General features: G+C 45.4%; 18 protein-coding genes. 16 read left to right on the top strand and 2 right to left on the bottom strand.

The window, feature by feature from the left end; all coding sequences use genetic code 11:
• The first annotated feature begins 3 nt into the window (after positions 1–3).
• Together GON22_RS04350 and GON22_RS04345 are read left to right on the top strand one after the other, a co-directional pair.
• Positions 4–1,425, top strand: coding sequence for a sugar phosphate nucleotidyltransferase (locus GON22_RS04350; protein ID WP_160394885.1), 1,422 nt, complete (start codon positions 4–6; stop codon positions 1,423–1,425).
• Positions 1,422–2,762, top strand: a complete 1,341-nt coding sequence (locus tag GON22_RS04345) for a nucleotide sugar dehydrogenase (protein ID WP_160394884.1) — start codon at positions 1,422–1,424, stop codon at positions 2,760–2,762. Before GON22_RS04350 ends, GON22_RS04345 begins: the two co-directional genes overlap by 4 nt.
• A gap of 44 nt (positions 2,763–2,806) precedes the next feature.
• Here the strand turns inward: GON22_RS04345 and GON22_RS04340 are convergent, their stop codons facing one another.
• A complete protein-coding gene (locus tag GON22_RS04340; RefSeq protein WP_160394883.1) occupies positions 2,807–3,133 on the bottom strand; it encodes a hypothetical protein in 327 nt (108 codons plus the stop codon).
• Between the two features lie 354 nt (positions 3,134–3,487).
• Entirely contained in the window at positions 3,488–5,944 is a 2,457-nt protein-coding gene (locus tag GON22_RS04335; protein ID WP_160394882.1) for an O-antigen ligase family protein, read from the bottom strand.
• A gap of 294 nt (positions 5,945–6,238) precedes the next feature.
• Between GON22_RS04335 and GON22_RS04330 the strand changes: the two genes are divergently transcribed.
• From GON22_RS04330 to rfbD, 14 genes are all read left to right on the top strand, one after another.
• Positions 6,239–6,769, top strand: a complete 531-nt coding sequence (locus GON22_RS04330; protein WP_336604261.1) for an acyltransferase family protein — start codon at positions 6,239–6,241, stop codon at positions 6,767–6,769.
• Positions 6,750–7,139 carry a hypothetical protein gene (locus tag GON22_RS04325; protein WP_160394880.1) on the top strand — a complete coding sequence of 130 codons (390 nt, stop codon included), beginning with the start codon at positions 6,750–6,752 and terminating at the stop codon, positions 7,137–7,139. Before GON22_RS04330 ends, GON22_RS04325 begins: the two co-directional genes overlap by 20 nt.
• A gap of 94 nt (positions 7,140–7,233) precedes the next feature.
• Positions 7,234–8,637, top strand: a complete 1,404-nt coding sequence (locus GON22_RS04320; RefSeq protein WP_237179017.1) for a DUF2142 domain-containing protein — start codon at positions 7,234–7,236, stop codon at positions 8,635–8,637.
• A gap of 33 nt (positions 8,638–8,670) precedes the next feature.
• On the top strand, positions 8,671–9,456 hold the full coding sequence (locus GON22_RS04315; RefSeq protein WP_160394878.1) for an ABC transporter permease: 786 nt from the start codon (positions 8,671–8,673) through the stop codon (positions 9,454–9,456).
• A gap of 12 nt (positions 9,457–9,468) precedes the next feature.
• Positions 9,469–10,212, top strand: coding sequence for an ABC transporter ATP-binding protein (locus tag GON22_RS04310; RefSeq protein ID WP_160394877.1), 744 nt, complete (start codon positions 9,469–9,471; stop codon positions 10,210–10,212).
• Between the two features lie 22 nt (positions 10,213–10,234).
• Positions 10,235–11,095 carry a glycosyltransferase family 2 protein gene (locus tag GON22_RS04305; RefSeq protein WP_160394876.1) on the top strand — a complete coding sequence of 287 codons (861 nt, stop codon included), beginning with the start codon at positions 10,235–10,237 and terminating at the stop codon, positions 11,093–11,095.
• Positions 11,096–11,110: 15 nt separating this feature from the next.
• Positions 11,111–13,330, top strand: coding sequence for a glycosyltransferase (locus tag GON22_RS04300; protein ID WP_160394875.1), 2,220 nt, complete (start codon positions 11,111–11,113; stop codon positions 13,328–13,330).
• Complete coding sequence (locus GON22_RS04295; RefSeq protein WP_160394874.1) at positions 13,311–13,862, top strand: hypothetical protein; 552 nt, start codon at positions 13,311–13,313, stop codon at positions 13,860–13,862. Before GON22_RS04300 ends, GON22_RS04295 begins: the two co-directional genes overlap by 20 nt.
• Before the next feature lie 34 nt (positions 13,863–13,896).
• The gene (locus GON22_RS04290) at positions 13,897–14,598 is read left to right on the top strand and encodes a glycosyltransferase (protein ID WP_160394873.1); all 702 of its coding nucleotides are present in this window, start codon (positions 13,897–13,899) and stop codon (positions 14,596–14,598) included.
• An 8-nt stretch (positions 14,599–14,606) separates the two neighbouring features.
• On the top strand, positions 14,607–14,975 hold the full coding sequence (locus tag GON22_RS04285; protein ID WP_160394872.1) for a DUF2304 domain-containing protein: 369 nt from the start codon (positions 14,607–14,609) through the stop codon (positions 14,973–14,975).
• Positions 14,976–15,011: 36 nt separating this feature from the next.
• Positions 15,012–15,755, top strand: coding sequence for a sugar phosphate nucleotidyltransferase (locus tag GON22_RS04280; RefSeq protein WP_160394871.1), 744 nt, complete (start codon positions 15,012–15,014; stop codon positions 15,753–15,755).
• 36 nt (positions 15,756–15,791) lie between these two features.
• Complete coding sequence (rfbC, locus tag GON22_RS04275) at positions 15,792–16,349, top strand: dTDP-4-dehydrorhamnose 3,5-epimerase (RefSeq protein ID WP_160394870.1); 558 nt, start codon at positions 15,792–15,794, stop codon at positions 16,347–16,349.
• Positions 16,350–16,354: 5 nt separating this feature from the next.
• Entirely contained in the window at positions 16,355–17,377 is a 1,023-nt protein-coding gene (gene rfbB / locus GON22_RS04270) for a dTDP-glucose 4,6-dehydratase (RefSeq protein ID WP_160394869.1), read from the top strand.
• Complete coding sequence (gene rfbD / locus GON22_RS04265; protein ID WP_160394868.1) at positions 17,374–18,240, top strand: dTDP-4-dehydrorhamnose reductase; 867 nt, start codon at positions 17,374–17,376, stop codon at positions 18,238–18,240. Before rfbB ends, rfbD begins: the two co-directional genes overlap by 4 nt.
• Positions 18,241–18,342 lie beyond the last annotated feature (102 nt).

Here is an 18,342-nt window from a genome sequence, read left to right as displayed (position 1 = left end):
GCCATGCACGTTATACTGCTCTCCGGCGGGTCAGGGAAGCGGTTGTGGCCGCTGTCCAATGATGCGCGGTCCAAGCAGTTTTTGAAGTTGTTTCACAACGAAGCTGGCGAGTATGAATCGATGGTTCAACGCGTATGGGGGCAGCTTTCGAGAGCGGGCGCTGGGTGCCAGGCGTATATTGCGACGGGGCGTGCCCAGGTGGAGGTTATCCATAGCCAGCTCGGCGAGGAGCCAGCCATCATCGTGGAACCGGAGCGGCGGGATACGTTTCCCGCTATCGCATTGTCAGCTGCCTGCTTGCACACGGTGCATCAGGTGCCGCTCGATGCGGTTGTTGCCGTATTGCCGGTTGACCCTTATGTGGAGGAGCATTTTTTCACGAAGGTATTGGAGCTGGAGGAAGCGCTTCGGGCCTCTAATGCAGACATCGGTTTGCTCGGCGTAGGCCCAACGTACCCGTCAACTAAGTATGGATACATCGTCCCTACGGCGGATAGTGACAGAGCTGGCGCGCCGTATCGGCTAGTGAGCCATTTTGAAGAAAAACCGAATGAAGGCCGCGCAAGCGAACTTATTGGGCAGCAGGCGCTATGGAATTGCGGCGTCTTCGCTTTTCGGCTGGGCTATATGGTACAGGAGTTGGAGGCTAGAGGGTTGCCGGTCGATTATGACGGGCTGCTGGCGCAATATGATGGGCTTCGCAAAATTAGCTTCGATTATGAGGTAGTCGAGAAAGCTGAGCGCGTGATCGTACTGCCTTATACGGGGTATTGGAAGGATCTCGGAACTTGGAACACGCTGACGGAGGAAATGGCAAGCTCGTTAATCGGCCACGCTATCAAATCGGAAGATTCGTTAAATACGCATATCGTCAACGAGCTGGACATTCCAGTGACCGTGCTGGGAATCTCTAATGCCGTTATTGCAGTTAGCCCGGACGGCATTCTTGTCGCTGATAAGGCGGCAAGCCCGCGCATTAAAGAAGTAATGCAGCATCGCGAACATCGCCCCATGTACGAGGAGCGGCGATGGGGACGGTATCGGGTAATTGACTATACCAAGCATCCTGAATGCGGCGAGGTGCTGACGAAGCGCATTCGGATCGCGGCTGGCTGCAATTTGAGTTACCAGTACCACATGAGCCGGCGGGAGGTCTGGACAGTTATTGCGGGCGCGGGCTATATGGTGCTTGACGGCAAGCTGCAGCGAATTGTGGCGGGAGATGTCGTGATCGTGCCCCCGTTGATGAAACATAGCATTCGTGCGACAGCGGAACTTGAGATCATCGAGGTTCAAACGGGACCGGAGCTCATTGAAGAGGATATCGTCCGGTTAGCGCTGGATTGGGAAGAAATTGTTCGCGAACATGTTGTGGAAAGCGGAAACGAAAAGGAATCGTTGGCCGCGACGGAGGTGCCTTGGTGAAGATTGCGGTAATCGGAACAGGTTATGTAGGGCTCGTATCTGGCGTGTGCTGGGCTGAGCTAGGGAATGATGTCACATGCGTGGACAAGCTGCAATCCAAGATCGATCAGCTTAACAGCGGTGAAGTGCCGATCTATGAACCGGGCCTGGAGCAAATGATGAATGCAAACCGAGCGGCAGGCAGATTGCGGTTTACGTCGAATTTGGCTGAAGCGGTGCAAACGGCAGAGCTTATCGTCATTGCGGTTGGAACGCCATCGTTGCCGAGTGGGGAAGCGAACCTTGCCTTCATTCGGCAAGCCGCGGAAGAGATCGGGCAGGGGCTTGCCGGTTATGCCATCGTGGTGACCAAAAGCACGGTGCCCGTCGGCACCAACGAGCGGGTCGCAGCTTGGATCGGGGCGCATACGTCGCAGCCATTCGATGTCGCATCGGTGCCAGAGTTTCTTCGTGAAGGCTCTGCTGTCCGCGATACGCTGCACCCTGACCGAATTATTATCGGAACGGATAGCGATCGTGCCGCAGCTGCATTGGAAGCCTTGCATCGCCCGTTGACTAGCCAGATCGTAAGGACGGACATTCGCAGCGCAGAAATGATCAAATACGCATCCAATGCGTTTCTAGCAACGAAAATTTCGTTCATTAACGAGATTGCCAACCTGTGTGAAAAAGTTGGTGCGAATGTCGAAGAGGTCGCTTCCGGGATGGGGCTGGACCAACGGATTGGCGGTTACTTCCTGCGGGCAGGCATCGGCTATGGTGGCTCTTGTTTCCCCAAAGATACGCAAGCGCTCATTCAGATTGCAGGAGACGTCGCCTACGACTTTAAGCTATTAAAGTCCGTTGTGGAGGTTAATCAGCTGCAGCGCCGCAGTGTGCTGGACAAGCTTGCGGCTTCACTTGGCGACCTGAATGGCAAGACGGTCGGGTTGTGGGGGCTCGCCTTTAAGCCGGGAACAGATGATGTGCGGGAATCGCCAGCTGCGGACATTATGGCAGCATTGCTAGAAGCGGGAGCCTTGTTGAAGGTATACGATCCAATTGCGATGGCTAATTTCAAACGAATGTTTTACAGCGATGCGGGGGCGAATGAAGACATCATTTGGTGTGAGGAGCAATGGGAGGCTGTAACGGGCAGTGATGCGCTCTGCTTGCTGACAGAATGGGATACTTTTGTCCAAGCGGATTTGCAACGCATAGAGTCGTTGCTTCGCGGCTCGGTGTTTATCGATGGCCGGAATGCGTTCCGATTAGAGCAGGTGGCTGCGACGGGCTTGCGTTATTTCTCGGTTGGCAGGCCTGTTCAGCGGGACAGCCACTCGGAGACAATGGCATAGCAACGCATGCAGTTGCGATTGCTTGTCCTGCACAGCTTAGATCATTATAACCCGTGCAGGATAAGCGACGTAACTTTCTCGCCATAACCGTAGCTGTGAAACCCAATAAGCATGACGGCGGCATCTGCAATGAGTACCGTTGGGATAATCATAACGAGCGAACGAGGCATGCGTGCCATGCTGCGCATGCCAATCGCGTGGGACATAATTAACAGCGATGCATATACAGCAATGCTAGAGACGGATATAGCGGAAAGCGAACCCGTGCTGAGCACGGACGGGATGATGAGCGCGTATAGGGTTAGGATAATGGTTTGGAAGAAAGGGAAGTAATCGGCTGCATGATAAGCAGCAAGCTGAGAGAACTGCATGAGGGAATGCGCCTCCGATATAGGATGTTGTAGCATTTATGATACGTATTGTATCATGAATGCTACAGTTTTCCTATTGTAAAAAAATAAGGGTGTCCCGCAAGCGTAAACTTGGGGACGCCCTTATTTTATTTATAAGAAGAAACCGATTGTTTGGAATTCTAACGGACCGAGAAGCCCTTATTTAGCCCGAATCAGGCCATTTGCGTTCTAACGGACCGAGCGGCCGTTATTTGTCCGATTTGATCCACATGTGGCAGCAAAATGGCTAAATAACGGCTGTGGAGTCTGTTACATTTGCAACGGGCACCTTTTGAGAGGGATAGCGGCGCTGAGGTCCGTTAGAAAATGCTACTACTTGGACCGGCCTGCAATTAAGCCATTCAGCATAGCTTCTTCATCTGGGCTCGCCTCGATGAGTTTGCTCTTCAGCCCATCATTGGATTGGCCAGTCGCATTAAGTGCGGCTAAGTAAATGCGGAGTGCTTCCACAAGAACCGAGCTTTCCTTCAGCTTATTCACATCGTCTGTTACGAGTGGCTGTGTCCATTCAATCGCTTTGGCATAGTCGCCGCGTCCATATGCAACGAATCCAAGTGCTTGGCGAATAGCAGGCGTGATATCGAACGAACGCCCCTGAAGCTGGCCTTCTGGCAGCTTCTTCAGCTCTTCCATTCGGCGGAGCACTTCCGCGTGCAGCTCATCGACATGTTTCCACAGCTGCTCGCGGCGCTCCAGCTTCTCCGTTCCTGTGTTCCAGCCGCTGAGCGCATATTGCCGCATGGCATCCCCGTACATATCGATGTTCCAGTTAAACTTGGCAATGCGCTCATCTAGCGTAGCGAGAGCGGCATCTTCTTGCCCGACCATTAATTCGTATTGGTATTTTGCGCCCAATGTCATCTCATCATAAGGATTTGCTTGATAGAGATGGCCAAGCAGCTCGCCTGCTTCTTTCGCATACGTTTCAGTTTTCGTTTGCTGATAGACCTGCATGAGCCATTGGCTTTTTACAGCCGAAAGCGTCGGATGGTCTGGGCTCGATTTGATCGCTTTATCGAGAGGCACAAGCACCTCGTCAATCGGTTTTTCTTGCTGAACGAGTGCGATTGCTTTGTCATAGTTAGCATGTGCGCTAAGCTGGTGTCCGGTGTAGAAGATTGCGATGACCGCGATCACGCCTGTAGCAGATGGAACGATCCAATTGGCCCAGCTTGCTGCGGGCGATGTGCGTTCTTCGCTTTCAACCACTTTCTTGACGGCTGCCGGAGCGAATGCAGTTGCCGATGCACCTAAGCAAGCGAATACGACTGCAATCATGTACACGAAGCTCATGTCAAAATCGAGTATGCTATGCGCGAGAATAGCAAAAGCCATAATGAACAGTACTATATGGCTGCCGCGGCGCTCAGGATGGCGGATATGGCCGCGAATATAGAGAGCTAGCATGGCGATGAAGAAGGCAAGATGCGCAATCAGCCCGACCCAGCCTGTCTCAACTAACACTTGGATAAAATAGTTATGTGCTTGCCGGCTAGTGTACGGGTTATTCTGATATTGCTGGTACAAATCCGCCCAGCCGCCGCCACCTGCACCAAGCACGGGATAATCAGCAGACACTTTCAATGCATCTTTATAAAATGTTCCGCGTTCCAGTACGCTATGCTGCTGGAAATTAATGTTCTCAATCCGGTCGGCGATTGAAGCTGGAAGTATGCCACGCACTGCACTGCTGCCGAGCACCAGGGCTGCACCGAGTGCGAAGAGTACGATAAGTACTGCCGGGACTGCGAACAGTGACCATTTTCGGCCTTGGATTCGAGTCAGGCGGCTATCCAGCCAATGCTCCAATTTCCCGTGCAATAACAAGGCGCAGAACGCGACAACAGCGGAAACGCCAAGTAATGGCAACCATCCGGACCAAGATAACCGATCGAATGGAGAGAATAGCTGGGCGTCGCCCTGTAGCCCGCTAGGCACGACTTGCAGCGCGATTTCGAGCATATTCGAGTCGATTTTACTCAAAATGATAAGGGATGCGCCAATCGACACAATCATGTACAATAAAAGCAGAATTTGTTTCGACAAGCGTAGAAACGGAAGAAGGCAAAGCACTAACACAGGCAATAGCAACAATGCAGCCCGCGACAACGTTAACATAAACGAGATGAAGATTGGGACAAGCATTATTGCGTGCAGTGCACGCCAGTAAAGGTTTTTCACATGTGTCGAATAGTAAAGTGCAACCAAGAAGAGCGCGATCAGCAAGGCTGCATATGTATTGGAATATTGGAAGACGGACGCTAAGCGGAACTGGCCAGGCTGCGCTTGCCACAAGGCATCGCGGCTGTATGCGAGGCCGAATGCGTTCAACATTCCCCATGCGACAATAATGTAACCAGAAGCGACAATGGACCATTCAAGAATGCTTCGGCCCAACGCGTGCCGGGTGCCAATTACAGCGATGAAGAAGAAGGCTGCCGCTAATCCGTTGATTAAAATCATCCAATGTGAATAGTAGGCTGACACTGCGCTGAACGATGAAAGAACGTAGCATAGCGGGATTACCCAGACTGATGTGGCAATCCATGTCGCTGATGAATCAGCCTCATTGCGCTTGGCGATGGCAACGGCTGACACCCCGAGCAACAGAAGAACCAAGTACAGGGAAGCCCGCAGAATCGAATTTTCGAAGCTGAAAAGCATGGCGTTGAACAGGCCTGTTTTGTACGGGAAGATGAGGAACCAGAGGCCAAGTAGTAAGGCGACGATTGTTGCGGTTGATGAGGATTCATTTCGTTTCTTTTTCATTGGATGTGAGAGACTCCTTAATTATTATTTATTCATAAGTGTGATTAAAGCAAGACAGTAATACAACTATTGTAACAGGTAGAGTTCAGATGGAAAAGATAGCGGGCGGGCTCCTTTATTAAACGGAGGCTTATTAACTAACTATGACAAGGGGCAAGTTATGCAAAACCGAATAATAGGTTTAGATATTATTAAAGTTCTCGCAGTTATTTTAGTGCCTTCATTGCACTTTTTTTGAATTACGGATTCTATGCGCAGCCATATAAGGACTTCCCGAATGTACTGGAAGCTATTGTGAGATGGGGGTCATTTTCTTGTATTGGCTTGTTTTTAATGGCGACTGGATACTTGCAATGTAATAAAAAGCCGACAAGAACGTACTACAAAAACATTTATAAGTATGTAATTCCTTTTATATTGTTTTCTGCACTTACGGCGATAATTGTGAATGGCACTGCGAACGTTGCAAAAAACTCTATGTATTATATTTTCCAATTCCCGGGCTACTATTGGTATATGAGTTTCTTCTTTGGATTTTATTTGCTAATCCCGTATTTTAACGCCATGATTGAACATTTAGAAAAACGTCAATTTATCTTTTTGATCGTGGCATTGTTGGCCGTAACTGCGGTTCCGGAATTTTGGAACAGCATTCCCGCGATGTTTAAAGGTGAAAAGCAAATCTTTTTGCCAAATTGGTGGAAGGAATTTTTCCCATTAACTTACTATGCGCTAGGGGCGTATTTTAGGAAATTCCAGCCGCGGCTCTCCAAAGGCATATTGCTTGCTGTTAGTGGGCATTCCTGTGGGCATGTCATTGCTTGATTTTCATTTCGCAGGTGGAGGGCCTTTCAGAGGCATTGGTGGTGGATATGGTTCAATACTGACCGTTATCATTTCCTTCAGTATTTTTGGCTTGCTTTATAAGATTGACTTGCATAGCAGAGTAATTAATAGTGTTCTATCATTTGTGGGGGCAATTACATTAGAAATTTATCTTTGTTATATGGTCGCGGATAAATTGTCTGGCGAAATTGTAAAAGATGCATTTCCTCAATTGTTAACGGGATATCATGCACAATTATATTTCATTCAATTTCCTTTATGTTTTGTTATTGCACTCTTGTTCGCTGTAACATATAAGCTAACGTACGCAGTTGTAGTCAAATTGATAAGTTTAATAAATCAGCCGTAAAAATCTGTACATAACGGATAAAGCTGGGTTACAGCAGGCCATAATAATCAACACAATCCGGATATGTTTAAAAGGATGAGTAGACGTGATTTCAATGCATTCGTTAGAAAAAAGATTTTTAAGTATAGCATTCGTTTTTGGGCTTCTCATCATCATACTAACGCCACCATTTCAAATGGCAGATGAAGATAGCCATTTCAAAAAAACATATTTGGTCTCAAATTTTGATTTGCTTCCTAAGACCGTTGATCAGGTAAAGGGTAATTACTTCCCTCCAGCAGTGCTAGAATTTGAGAACAAGCATCGAAATCAAATTGGGAACACGGAGGTTAAATATACATTTACCCAGTTGCAAAGTTTGAATTTTCCGGTCGATATGAAAGGGGAAAAGGTATTTACTCCTTACAGCACAGCAACTGTACACCCGCTCTTATACATTCCGCAAGTAACAATGATTTTATTGGTGAAGCCTATAGTTTGGTTGTGTAGTCCTGATCTTATTAACCCTGCTTTCTACCTGTATACGGGAAGATTGGGCAATCTTTTGTTTTTCTTAGCATGTATGTTTTATGCTATTAAACTTATGCCGTTCTACAAGCACGTGATGTTTATGCTAGGCATGATGCCGATGACCCTATCTTTAGCGTCCTCTCTTAACTACGATTCAATGGTCATAGGTGTTTCCCTACTAGTGGTTTCTTATATACTCCGATTGAGCTACGATAGCTCGCAAACGCAGATCACAAGGAAAAGTATTATTTTTTTATGTATTGCAGCCGTGCTTCTAATAGAGCTGAAACTTATTTACTATCCGTTGCTGTTGCTAGTCTTGTTAATTCCAGTATCGAAATTTAGAAATACAAAAGAACGCTGGAAATCGATCGGTATTATATGGGGGACAGGGGCAGTAACACACTTGGCTTGGATGCTGCTGACGCAGATAGCGCTGGCATCGCCAGGGGGTACGTCGAACGGCACGGAGCAAGTTAAGTTTATATTGTACCATCCAGTCGAGTACATAAAGGTTCTCGCAAGAACGTTTATGGAACTAAGATTCTACTATATCAATAGCTTCGTTGGGAATTTAGGTTGGCTAGACACTAACTTGCCGATGTTGTTTATTATTGCTTATCTGATTGGGTTGTTGGTGTTGGCTATTTTTGATACTAATAAAGGGATACAATTACAGTGGAAGGATAAAATAATAACCGTCGGGATTTTCTTATTCATTCTGCTTCTAGTCGAAACGTCACTGTACATTATCTGGACTTCGATCCCTGAGATTGGCGGTGTAGGATATCGAATTGTGTCCGGTGTACAAGGCAGGTATTTTATTCCATGTGTTATTCTAGGGTTGACTCTCTTATATCCAACAACGGGATTGTTTCGTCAATGGAGAGAGAAGGCGATGGGCCTTATAAGTGGATCTATACCAACTCTAGGTATATGTAGTGGGTTAGTGACGATTGCAATGCTGCTTTTGCGTTATTGGATCTAACAATAATTAGGAAAGATGTATGGTGAGTAGAATATGAATGAATATGGAAGATATATGAGAAACTTTTTTAAGTATCGTGATTTGTTGAAGTTGCTTGTTCTTAAGGATATCAAGATCAAATACAAACGATCGGTACTCGGTGTAGTGTGGAGCTTGCTCAATCCGCTTTTGACAATGACAATTTTAACTCTGGTATTTAAAGAACTATTCCGTTTTAATATCGAAAATTTTGCTGCTTATGTTATTAGTGGACAAGTATTGTTCTCTTTCTTCTCTGAAGCGACATCACTAGCGATGTCCTCCATTTATTCATCAGGCCAAATTATTAAAAAGGTGTATATACCTAAGTATATTTTTCCGGTTTCGAAAGTTCTTTATTCTTTAGTTAATATGTGTTTTTCATTCATTGCAGTTCTAATCGTTTGTCTGACAACGGGTGTTGCATTAAAAGCAACATTATTGTTTAGTTTTATTTCGATATTCTACATATTCGTCTTTAGTGTGGGTGTCGGATTGATTTTGTGCAGTATCGTTGTTTTCTTTAGGGACATTGAACATATTTACGGGGTGTTCCTTACTGCTTGGATGTATGCGACGCCGATTATTTATCCAATGGAGATTATGCCGGATAAGTACATGTTCTTACTCAACGGGAATCCGTTATATTACTTCATTACACATTTCCGCGAAGGGCTTTTGTATGGTTCGATCCCGACTTGGGAGTTAAATGTCCAATGTGCGAGCTATGCTTTTGTTACGTTGCTGGCGGGGGTTTACTTGTTTAAACGGCGTCAGGATCAATTTATTTTGTATATTTAAGGAGTAAGAATAATGGCTGATCCTAATGAAATCGTTCGTGTAGAAAATGTTTCGATGCGATTCAATATGGCATCTGAAAAGATCTCGACATTTAAAGAATATTGGATTAAGAAGCTTAAGAATAAAATATCGTACACAGAGTTTTGGGCGTTGAATGATGTTTCATTCTCGATTAATCGGGGAGAATTGTATGGAATACTCGGTTTGAATGGAGCAGGGAAAAGTACGTTGCTGAAAGTGATTGCGGGAGTATTAAAGCCGACCAATGGTACGGTAAGCGTTGCTGGAACAATGGCACCATTGATCGAATTGGGCGCAGGGTTTGATCCGGAGTTAACTGCAAGAGAAAATATATTTTTGAATGGAGCAGTACTGGGTTTCAGTAAGAAGCAAGTAAGAGGGCATTTTGATGAAATTGTGGACTTCTCGGAACTGCATGAGTTCTTAGATGTCCCTATCAAAAACTTTTCGTCAGGGATGTACGCTAGGCTTGGGTTTTCTATTGCTACGGTTACTAATCCCGATGTGTTGATCGTTGATGAGATATTGGCTGTTGGCGATTTTCGGTTCCAGCAAAAATGTGAGGAGAAAATCCGTAATATGATTAGCCGGGGCACGAGTGTTATTCTTGTTTCGCATTCGATTGATCAAATCCGCAATATGTGCAGTAGAGGTTTAATTCTTGAAAAAGGCCGCGTCATCCGTGAGGGGGAAATTGCCGATGTCTGCGATTTCTATTATTCTACCTACACATAGTGTGGAGTAAGGTGAGGCGTTTATGGACTTCGGTTATAAATTTTGGAAATTGTTAATTAGGTTTCATATTTTTATGAATTTTCGAACAGTGTTATTTGGGCGAAAATGGTACGATAAATGGATTGAGCGTAATGAACAATTCGACTTGGAAAAAGCGGAATGCGAAATTAATACATTTTTGCAGAAGCCTTTAATATCGATTATCCTTCCAGTATACAACATAAAAGAAGTATACTTGAGAGAATGTGTGGAATCAGTGTTGAATCAGGTTTATCCATACTGGGAGCTTTGTATTGCTGATGATTGCTCTACTCTTCCTCATATACGCCATGTATTGGATGAATTTGCGAGTAAGGATAGCAGGATTCGCGTAACCTATCGAATGCAGAATGGCCATATTTCAGCTTGCTCGAATACAGCGATTGATCAAGCGAGAGGCGACTTCATTGCCTTTCTTGACCATGATGATCTGCTGACGGTAAACGCAATTTATGAAGTAGTGAAATCTATTAATAATGACCCTAATGTAGATCTTTTATTTAGTAATGAGGATAAATGGATAAATGGCAGGAGAGAGAGACCTTTCTTTAAACGAAAATGGGGAAGGGAATTGCTGAGACAAATGAATTTCGTATGCCATTTATCCGTATATCGCACTTCACTTGTAAAAGAGTTAGGTGGGCTGAAAGTTGGTTTGGAAGGTGCGCAAGATTGGGATTTAGCTTTACGGGTTATGGCCAAGACTGATCGAATACATCATATCCCTAAAGTGCTTTATCATTGGAGGGTAATCGAAGGGTCTACTTCTTCAGGTGAGGGAGAAAAGCCTTATGTGCGTGAAATACAGCACAAAGTAAAGCAAGCATCAAAAATAATAGAGTGAATAAAGGTGGATTCAATGGGCATAAAGTTGTTACTGAAAAAGTCTTATGCGACAGTTCGTTACGAAGGTGTTCCGTCGCTTGTAAGAAAAACAGTGCAATATACAAAAAGAAAAATTAAAAACGGTAAAATAGAATCAAAGAGCTATAAAGACATTTTATTCATCAACGGCTGTATGCTTCCACATCCATCTAGATATCGTGTAGACCATCAATTAGAGCAACTTCATTTTAGCGGGTATTCTTGTGATCAAGTCTATTTCGAAAGCTTGACACTTGAGATGGTAAAACGTTACCGAGGCTTTGTTTTCTTCCGATGCCCCCATACTGAAGTTGTCGAGCAGTTCATTCATCGCGCAAAGTATTTTAACAAAAAAGTGTTCTATGATATTGATGATCTTGTGATCGATGAGAAATATGTATCTCAAGTAAAATATTTGAAGACGATGGATCAACGTCAATATGATTTATATATGGACGGGGTCAATCGCATGCGTAAAACATTAGAACTATGTGATATTGGCATAACCACAACGACAAGGTTGGCAGAAGAGCTTGGCCATTATGTGCCTGAGGTTTTTATCAACCGTAATGTTGCTTCAGAGCGAATGGTGGAACTTTCTCAAGAAGCATTAAAGAATCAGGAAAACGATGCTGATAAAATCATATTGGGTTACTTTAGTGGAAGCATTACGCATAATGATGATTTTAAACTAATTATGCCAGTTGTACAGAAGCTGCTAGCATCACGGAAAAATGTATGCCTGAAAGTTGTCGGGATATTGGATATTCCAACTGAACTTGAACCGTATCGTAATCAAATTATAACGGAACCATTCGCCGATTGGACTAAACTCCCAAGCATTATTGCGAGCGTCGATATTAATCTTGCGCCTATTGAGGATACAATATTTAATGAAGCAAAATCGGAAAATAAATGGATGGAAGCGGCGCTAGTTAAAGTGCCAACTGTTGCAAGCAATGTAGGGGCATTTAAAGAAGTCATACGAAATAATGTTAATGGGATTCTGTGTGATGATGTTAACGATTGGGAGTCGGAATTAACTCGACTGTTGGACAATCCTGAAGAGCGGACTCGATTAGCTGAACAGGCTTTTCAGCATGTAATGGAGCACTATACAACGAGCTGCACGAGCAATGGTTTAACGTCGTTTATCGAAACACATTTGAATGATAATATTGCTTTTATTCTGCCATCAACAGAAATTAGCGGTGGTGTAAATGTTGTTGTTAAACATTGCCAAATACTGCGAAAAGCTGGCCTAGATGTTACCATTATCTCTATGGGGGACAATCCTGATAATATTGTAACAGGAGAAGGAGAAATTAATGTAGTCGTTCATGGTCAGGTTGCGATCCATGCGTATTTGCGAAAATGCGTTGCAACATTATGGACAACTGTAGCGTTCCTTAATTCGTATCCCAAAATTAAAGAAAAATATTATTTGGTACAAGGGTTCGAAACAGACTTTTATAGTTATGGGGACTTTAGAAGGATTTGGGCTAATCTTACTTATAACTCTTATAATGGCCTGAAGTATGTCACGATTTCCAAATGGTGTGAAGGATGGCTTAAAACCAAATATGGCCAACAACCCCAGTATGCAAGAAATGGTATAAATCTAACGCAATTTCCAGTTGTGCCGCGACAATATGAAAATGGGAAAATTCGCATACTTATAGAAGGCAACAGCGATGACCGTTATAAAAATGTCGATGAGAGCTTTGAAATTGTGAGCAAGCTCGACCTGAACAAATATGAAATATGGTATATGTCCTACCAGGGTAAGCCTAAAGCTAATTACCACGTCGATAAATTTTTGCATAAGATTCCTTATGAACAAGTCGGTGCAGTATACGGACAATGCCATATTTTATTGAAGTCCAGCATTCTAGAGAGCTTTTCATATCCGCCCTTGGAGATGATGGCCACCGGTGGAATTGTAGTTGCTGCAAGAAACCACGGGAATGTAGAGTTTATTGTTCATGAGCACAATGGGATGATTTATGAGCAAGGCGATGTGGACAACGCCGTGAAACACATTGAGAGAGTTAGTGCAGACGAGCAGTTAAGGGGACACCTGCAGCAAGCCGGTTTGGAAACGGCACGAAGCCGGAATTGGGATCGGATCGAGACAGATGTGTTGAATATTTACAATGTGGTGCCGAATACGAAAAATGGGGAACCGAATGAATATGAGATTCAAATGGCTTAGGACAAAAGGGCTGGCTGTCGTCATCTTTCTTTTGCTGATTTATGTGTACGTAGGCAATGTGGGGACTGTGAAGGTCGCCATTGACCAGAATGAAGGGTCTTCTACTGTTGGTGAGGTAGTGAAGGGTCAAGTGGTCAAACAGACATTTTTGTCTGAGCACGGAAACTTGGTAGGCGTATCTGTGAAATTAGCCACATTTGCCAGATCGAATGAAGGTCATGTGGAGATCGGAGTGAAAGTAGAAGGGTCTAATAGAACCATTTACTCAACAACGGTTAGTGCAAACAGCATTGTGGACAACGATTATTTTAAATTAAGATTTCCTCCGATAAAGAATTCGAACAACAAGCATTATTACATTTATATGAAATCACTAGATGGCAAGACAGGACAAGCGCTAACGGCCTATAAAAGCACTGAGGATAAATATTCGCTCGGGGAGTTGTATGTAAACGGGGCTAAGCAAAATGGAGATGCGGTATTCCAAGTCTTCTATAACAATAGTGTTTTCAACAAAATATTTAATTTTTGAATTAAAATTTAAAAGTTAGGGAGGAGGGTCTTTGGTGAAAATCCTTTTAATTATCCCGGCATATAATGAGCAGAAAAGCATAATTAGCCTTATCGAGAAAATACGAATGGAAAATATCGAAAACTTGCATTATGTTGTTATCAATGATTGCTCGACTGATCGTACCGCAGATCTTTGTGTTCAGCATAATGTTCCAGTTGTAAAACTTCCGAGTAATCTAGGAATTGGCGGAGCGGTTCAAACGGGTTATAAGTATGCACTCTATCATAACTTTGATATTGCGATACAAGTTGATGGTGACGGCCAGCACGATCCTAAATATATTAAGGAACTCATTGCTCCTCTTTTGAAAGGCGAGAGTGACCTTGTTATAGGATCCCGCTACATTGACAAGAAAGGCTTCCAATCGACCTTTATGCGTAGATTGGGCATTCGTTATTTTACTAAACTTCTTTACATGATGACTAAACAGACAATTAGCGACCCAACATCGGGGTTTAGGGCATGCAATAAAGAGCTTATTGGACTATTTTCTAAAAGATATCCTACAGACTATCCAGAGCCCGAATCGATTATGTATTTAAAACGAAATAACTATCGGATTAAAGAGGTCTCTGTTCAAATGAACGAGAGATCCGGTGGAGTTTCTTCAATTACTTCAATAAAATCAGTTTACTATATGCTCAAGGTATCAATGGCAATCGTAATTGATCGCATGCGCCGGCAAATCGTTTAGGAGGATTCATGATCTCATTAAAGTTGCAATTGATACTATTAGTCATATCGATTTTATGCTTCTTAGTCATCATAAATATGATTCGAAAATACAAACTAGAGTTGAAGTATACGCTGCTATGGTTATTGATCTCTTTAGTAATGATAATCTTAGCTGTATTTCCAAAACTTTATACCTTTATATCGCATGCAATGGGTATCGAACTGCCAGTAAATGCGTTGTTTTTATCTACGATATTCTGTGCATTTGTTATTATTTTCTACTTAACGGTCACTGTTTCCCGTTCATCAACGAAAATAAAAGAGCTTTCGCAGGAGCTTGGACTCCTAAAATATGAGGTTGATGAGTTGAAGCGCTCGATACAGCGTGAGCAATGATTTGACAATATGAATAAAGGGGGATCCATAGTTACAATGAAAGGCATAATCCTAGCCGGAGGTACCGGCTCACGCCTATACCCGCTTACGAAGGTTACTAATAAGCACTTATTGCCGGTGGGCAAATATCCAATGATCTATCATGCAGTAGCTAAGCTGAAGGAAGCGGGCATTACGGATATCCTTATCGTCACAGGCAAAGAGCACATGGGAGATGTCGTGAACCTTCTCGGCAGCGGCCGTGAAATGAACGTCGGATTCACCTATAAAGTGCAAGACGAAGCTGGCGGTATTGCTCAGGCGCTTGGTCTGGCAGAGCAGTTTGTGGGAAATGATCAAATGGTTGTTATTCTTGGCGATAATGTATTCTCGGATTCAATTGCTCCTTACGTCGCAAACTTCAAGAATCAGAAGAATGGCGCGAAAATTTTGATTCAAGAAGTGCATGATCCACAGCGTTATGGCGTGCCAGAATTGTTAGGTGACCGGATTGTTTCCATTGAAGAAAAGCCGTCAGAGCCGAAAAGTTCTTACGCCGTAACGGGCATCTATATGTACGATAGCCGCGTATTTGAGATCGTTCGTACACTTGTGCCTTCAGGCCGGGGAGAATTAGAGATTACTGATGTCAACAACGCCTATATTTCTTCGAACGAACTGACATATGATATGTTGCAAGGGTGGTGGACCGACGCAGGTACGCATGCTTCGCTGACGAAAGCGAATGAGTTGGCGAAGGATCTGCTGTTCGGCGAGGAATTTGGGAAGTTGAAGCTCTAGTTCTAACGGAATGATAGGATAGGCGGTGAACAGTCAATGAAAGTGATTGAAACGAAGTTACCCGGCGTCAAGCTAATCGAACCTGCGGTGTTCGGTGACCATCGCGGCTTTTTTACGGAGAGCTATAGTGAGCAGCGTTTTGTAGAGAATGGCATTGCGCATCGGTTCGTGCAGGATAATCATTCTTTGTCTGTAGAGGCAGGCGTGCTGCGGGGGATGCATTACCAGCTTAACCCGAAGGCGCAGACGAAGCTGGTGCGTGTAACGGCAGGTGCGATTTATGATGTTGTCGTGGACATTCGGCGCGGATCGCCAACGTTCGGGCAATGGCAAGGGTTCATTCTCTCGGCGGACAATAAGCGGCAGTTACTCGTTCCGCAAGGGTTTGCACATGGCTTCTGTACGTTGGTGCCTAATTGTGAAGTGCAGTACAAGGTTGACGAATATTATTCACCTGAGAACGACCGAGGCATTGCGTGGAACGATCCTGCACTGGCAATCGACTGGCCGACGAACGCTCCGATTCTATCGGATAAGGACGGCAAGCATCCGGTGCTGGCGGACGCGGACATTAACTTCGATTATAAAGGGTGAATATAATGAAAATTTTAGTAACCGGCGGCGCCGGCTTTATAGGCAGTAATTTTGTGTTATATATGCTTGGCAAATATGCGGACGTGACGATCATCAACGTCGATGCGCTCACATACGCAGGCAACCTTGAAAATCTGCGATCCGTTGAGAACAATGCAAACTATCGTTTTGTCAAAGCGGACATTGCGGATCGTGTAGCGCTAGAGCCGTTGTTCGCTGAAGGCATCGATGTTGTGGCGAATTTTGCCGCTGAGTCGCATGTTGACCGCAGCATTCTGCACCCGGGCATTTTCGTGCGGACCAATATCCTTGGCACGCAGACGCTGCTGGATCTGGCGAAGCAGTACGGCGTTAGCAAGTTCGTTCAAGTATCGACTGATGAGGTATATGGTACGCTTGGCGATACGGGATTGTTCACGGAGGAGACGCCACTCGCGCCGAACAGCCCTTATTCTGCGAGCAAGGCAGGCGCTGACCTGTTAGTTCGTGCTTACCATGAGACGTTCGGGCTTTCTGTTAACATTACGCGCTGCTCGAATAACTACGGCCCTTATCAATTCCCTGAAAAGCTGATTCCGCTCATGATCCAAAATGCGCTTGACGATAAGCCGCTCCCTGTATATGGCGACGGGCTGAACGTGCGCGATTGGCTTTATGTTGAGGATCATTGCAGCGCGATTGATCTTGTTATTCGCGGCGGCCGCAATGGCGAAGTGTATAACGTTGGCGGGCGCAACGAGCGGACGAACGTGCAGGTTATCGGGACAATTCTTGCTGAGCTGGGCAAGCCAGATTCACTCATTACGTATGTTAAGGATCGCCTCGGCCATGACCGCCGTTATGCGATCGATGCGGACAAAATTCGCAACGAGCTGGGCTGGTCGCCAAAACATGACTATGAGAGCGGCATTCGCGAAACGATTCGTTGGTATTTGAGTAACCGCGATTGGATGAATGGCGTTACGAGCGGCGGGTATCGGGATTACTACGCTAAACAATATGGCGATCGTTTGAACGGTGAAGCATGACAGGCGTTGCTGAAAAATTCCGTGTGCTCGTCACTGGCGCTAATGGCCAGCTCGGCCGTGAGCTTGCGCTTTGGGCAACAGCGGAAGTGGAAGGGCTCGACATTCGCGGCTATGGCCGCGATGATCTGGACATCACGGATCTAGAGCAATGCCGAGCGGTAATCAAAGCTTTTGCCCCGCATGCGGTTATTCATTGCGCAGCCTACACGGCTGTGGATCAAGCGGAAGCAGATCCAGATGGTGCGTTCCGCGTTAATGCAACAGGAACGCGGAACATTGCGCTAGCCGCTCGTGAAGTGGGAGCGAAGCTCGCTTACGTGAGCACGGATTACGTATTCGATGGTACGTCGGCTGTGCCATACAATGAGTATGACCGCCCGAATCCACGTACGGTGTACGGCAAATCCAAGCTTGCGGGCGAGGAATTGGTTCGAACGCTTCATGATCGGCATTTTGTCGTTCGGACATCTTGGGTGTACGGCGCTTACGGCGCGAACTTCGTGAAGACGATGGTCAAGGTTGGTGCGGAGCGTGGTGCGGTGAAAGTCGTGCATGACCAGATTGGTTCGCCAACGTATACATTCGATTTAGCGGCGATGCTGTTGGAGTTAGTTCGCACGGATGCGTATGGGGTTTATCACGCTTCGAATGCAGGCACTTGCTCTTGGTATGAGTTTGCTGTCGCAATCTTTGAGGAGAGCGGCTTGCAAGTGAGCACGGAGCCTTGTACGACGGAAGAGTTCCCAAGGCCTGCACCGAGACCTGCATTTTCGGTGATGGACCACAGTGCGATGCGGACGAACGGGCTAACGCCAATGCGCCATTGGCGCGAAGCGCTTCGTGATTATTTGGCGAAGCAATAAGCAATCGGCAATCGCGGTAACTATAAAGGCAGGAGAGGCGGCGTCCGCTCCCCCAGGCGATGTATAGTCGTATGGGAGGGTGGGGGCCGTTCTTAACGATTA

The sequence above is a fragment of the Paenibacillus sp. MMS18-CY102 genome (genome assembly GCF_009789195.1).
In the GTDB taxonomy this organism is placed as follows: domain Bacteria; phylum Bacillota; class Bacilli; order Paenibacillales; family Paenibacillaceae; genus Paenibacillus_T.
This window is presented reverse-complemented; position numbering and strand designations above follow the sequence as displayed.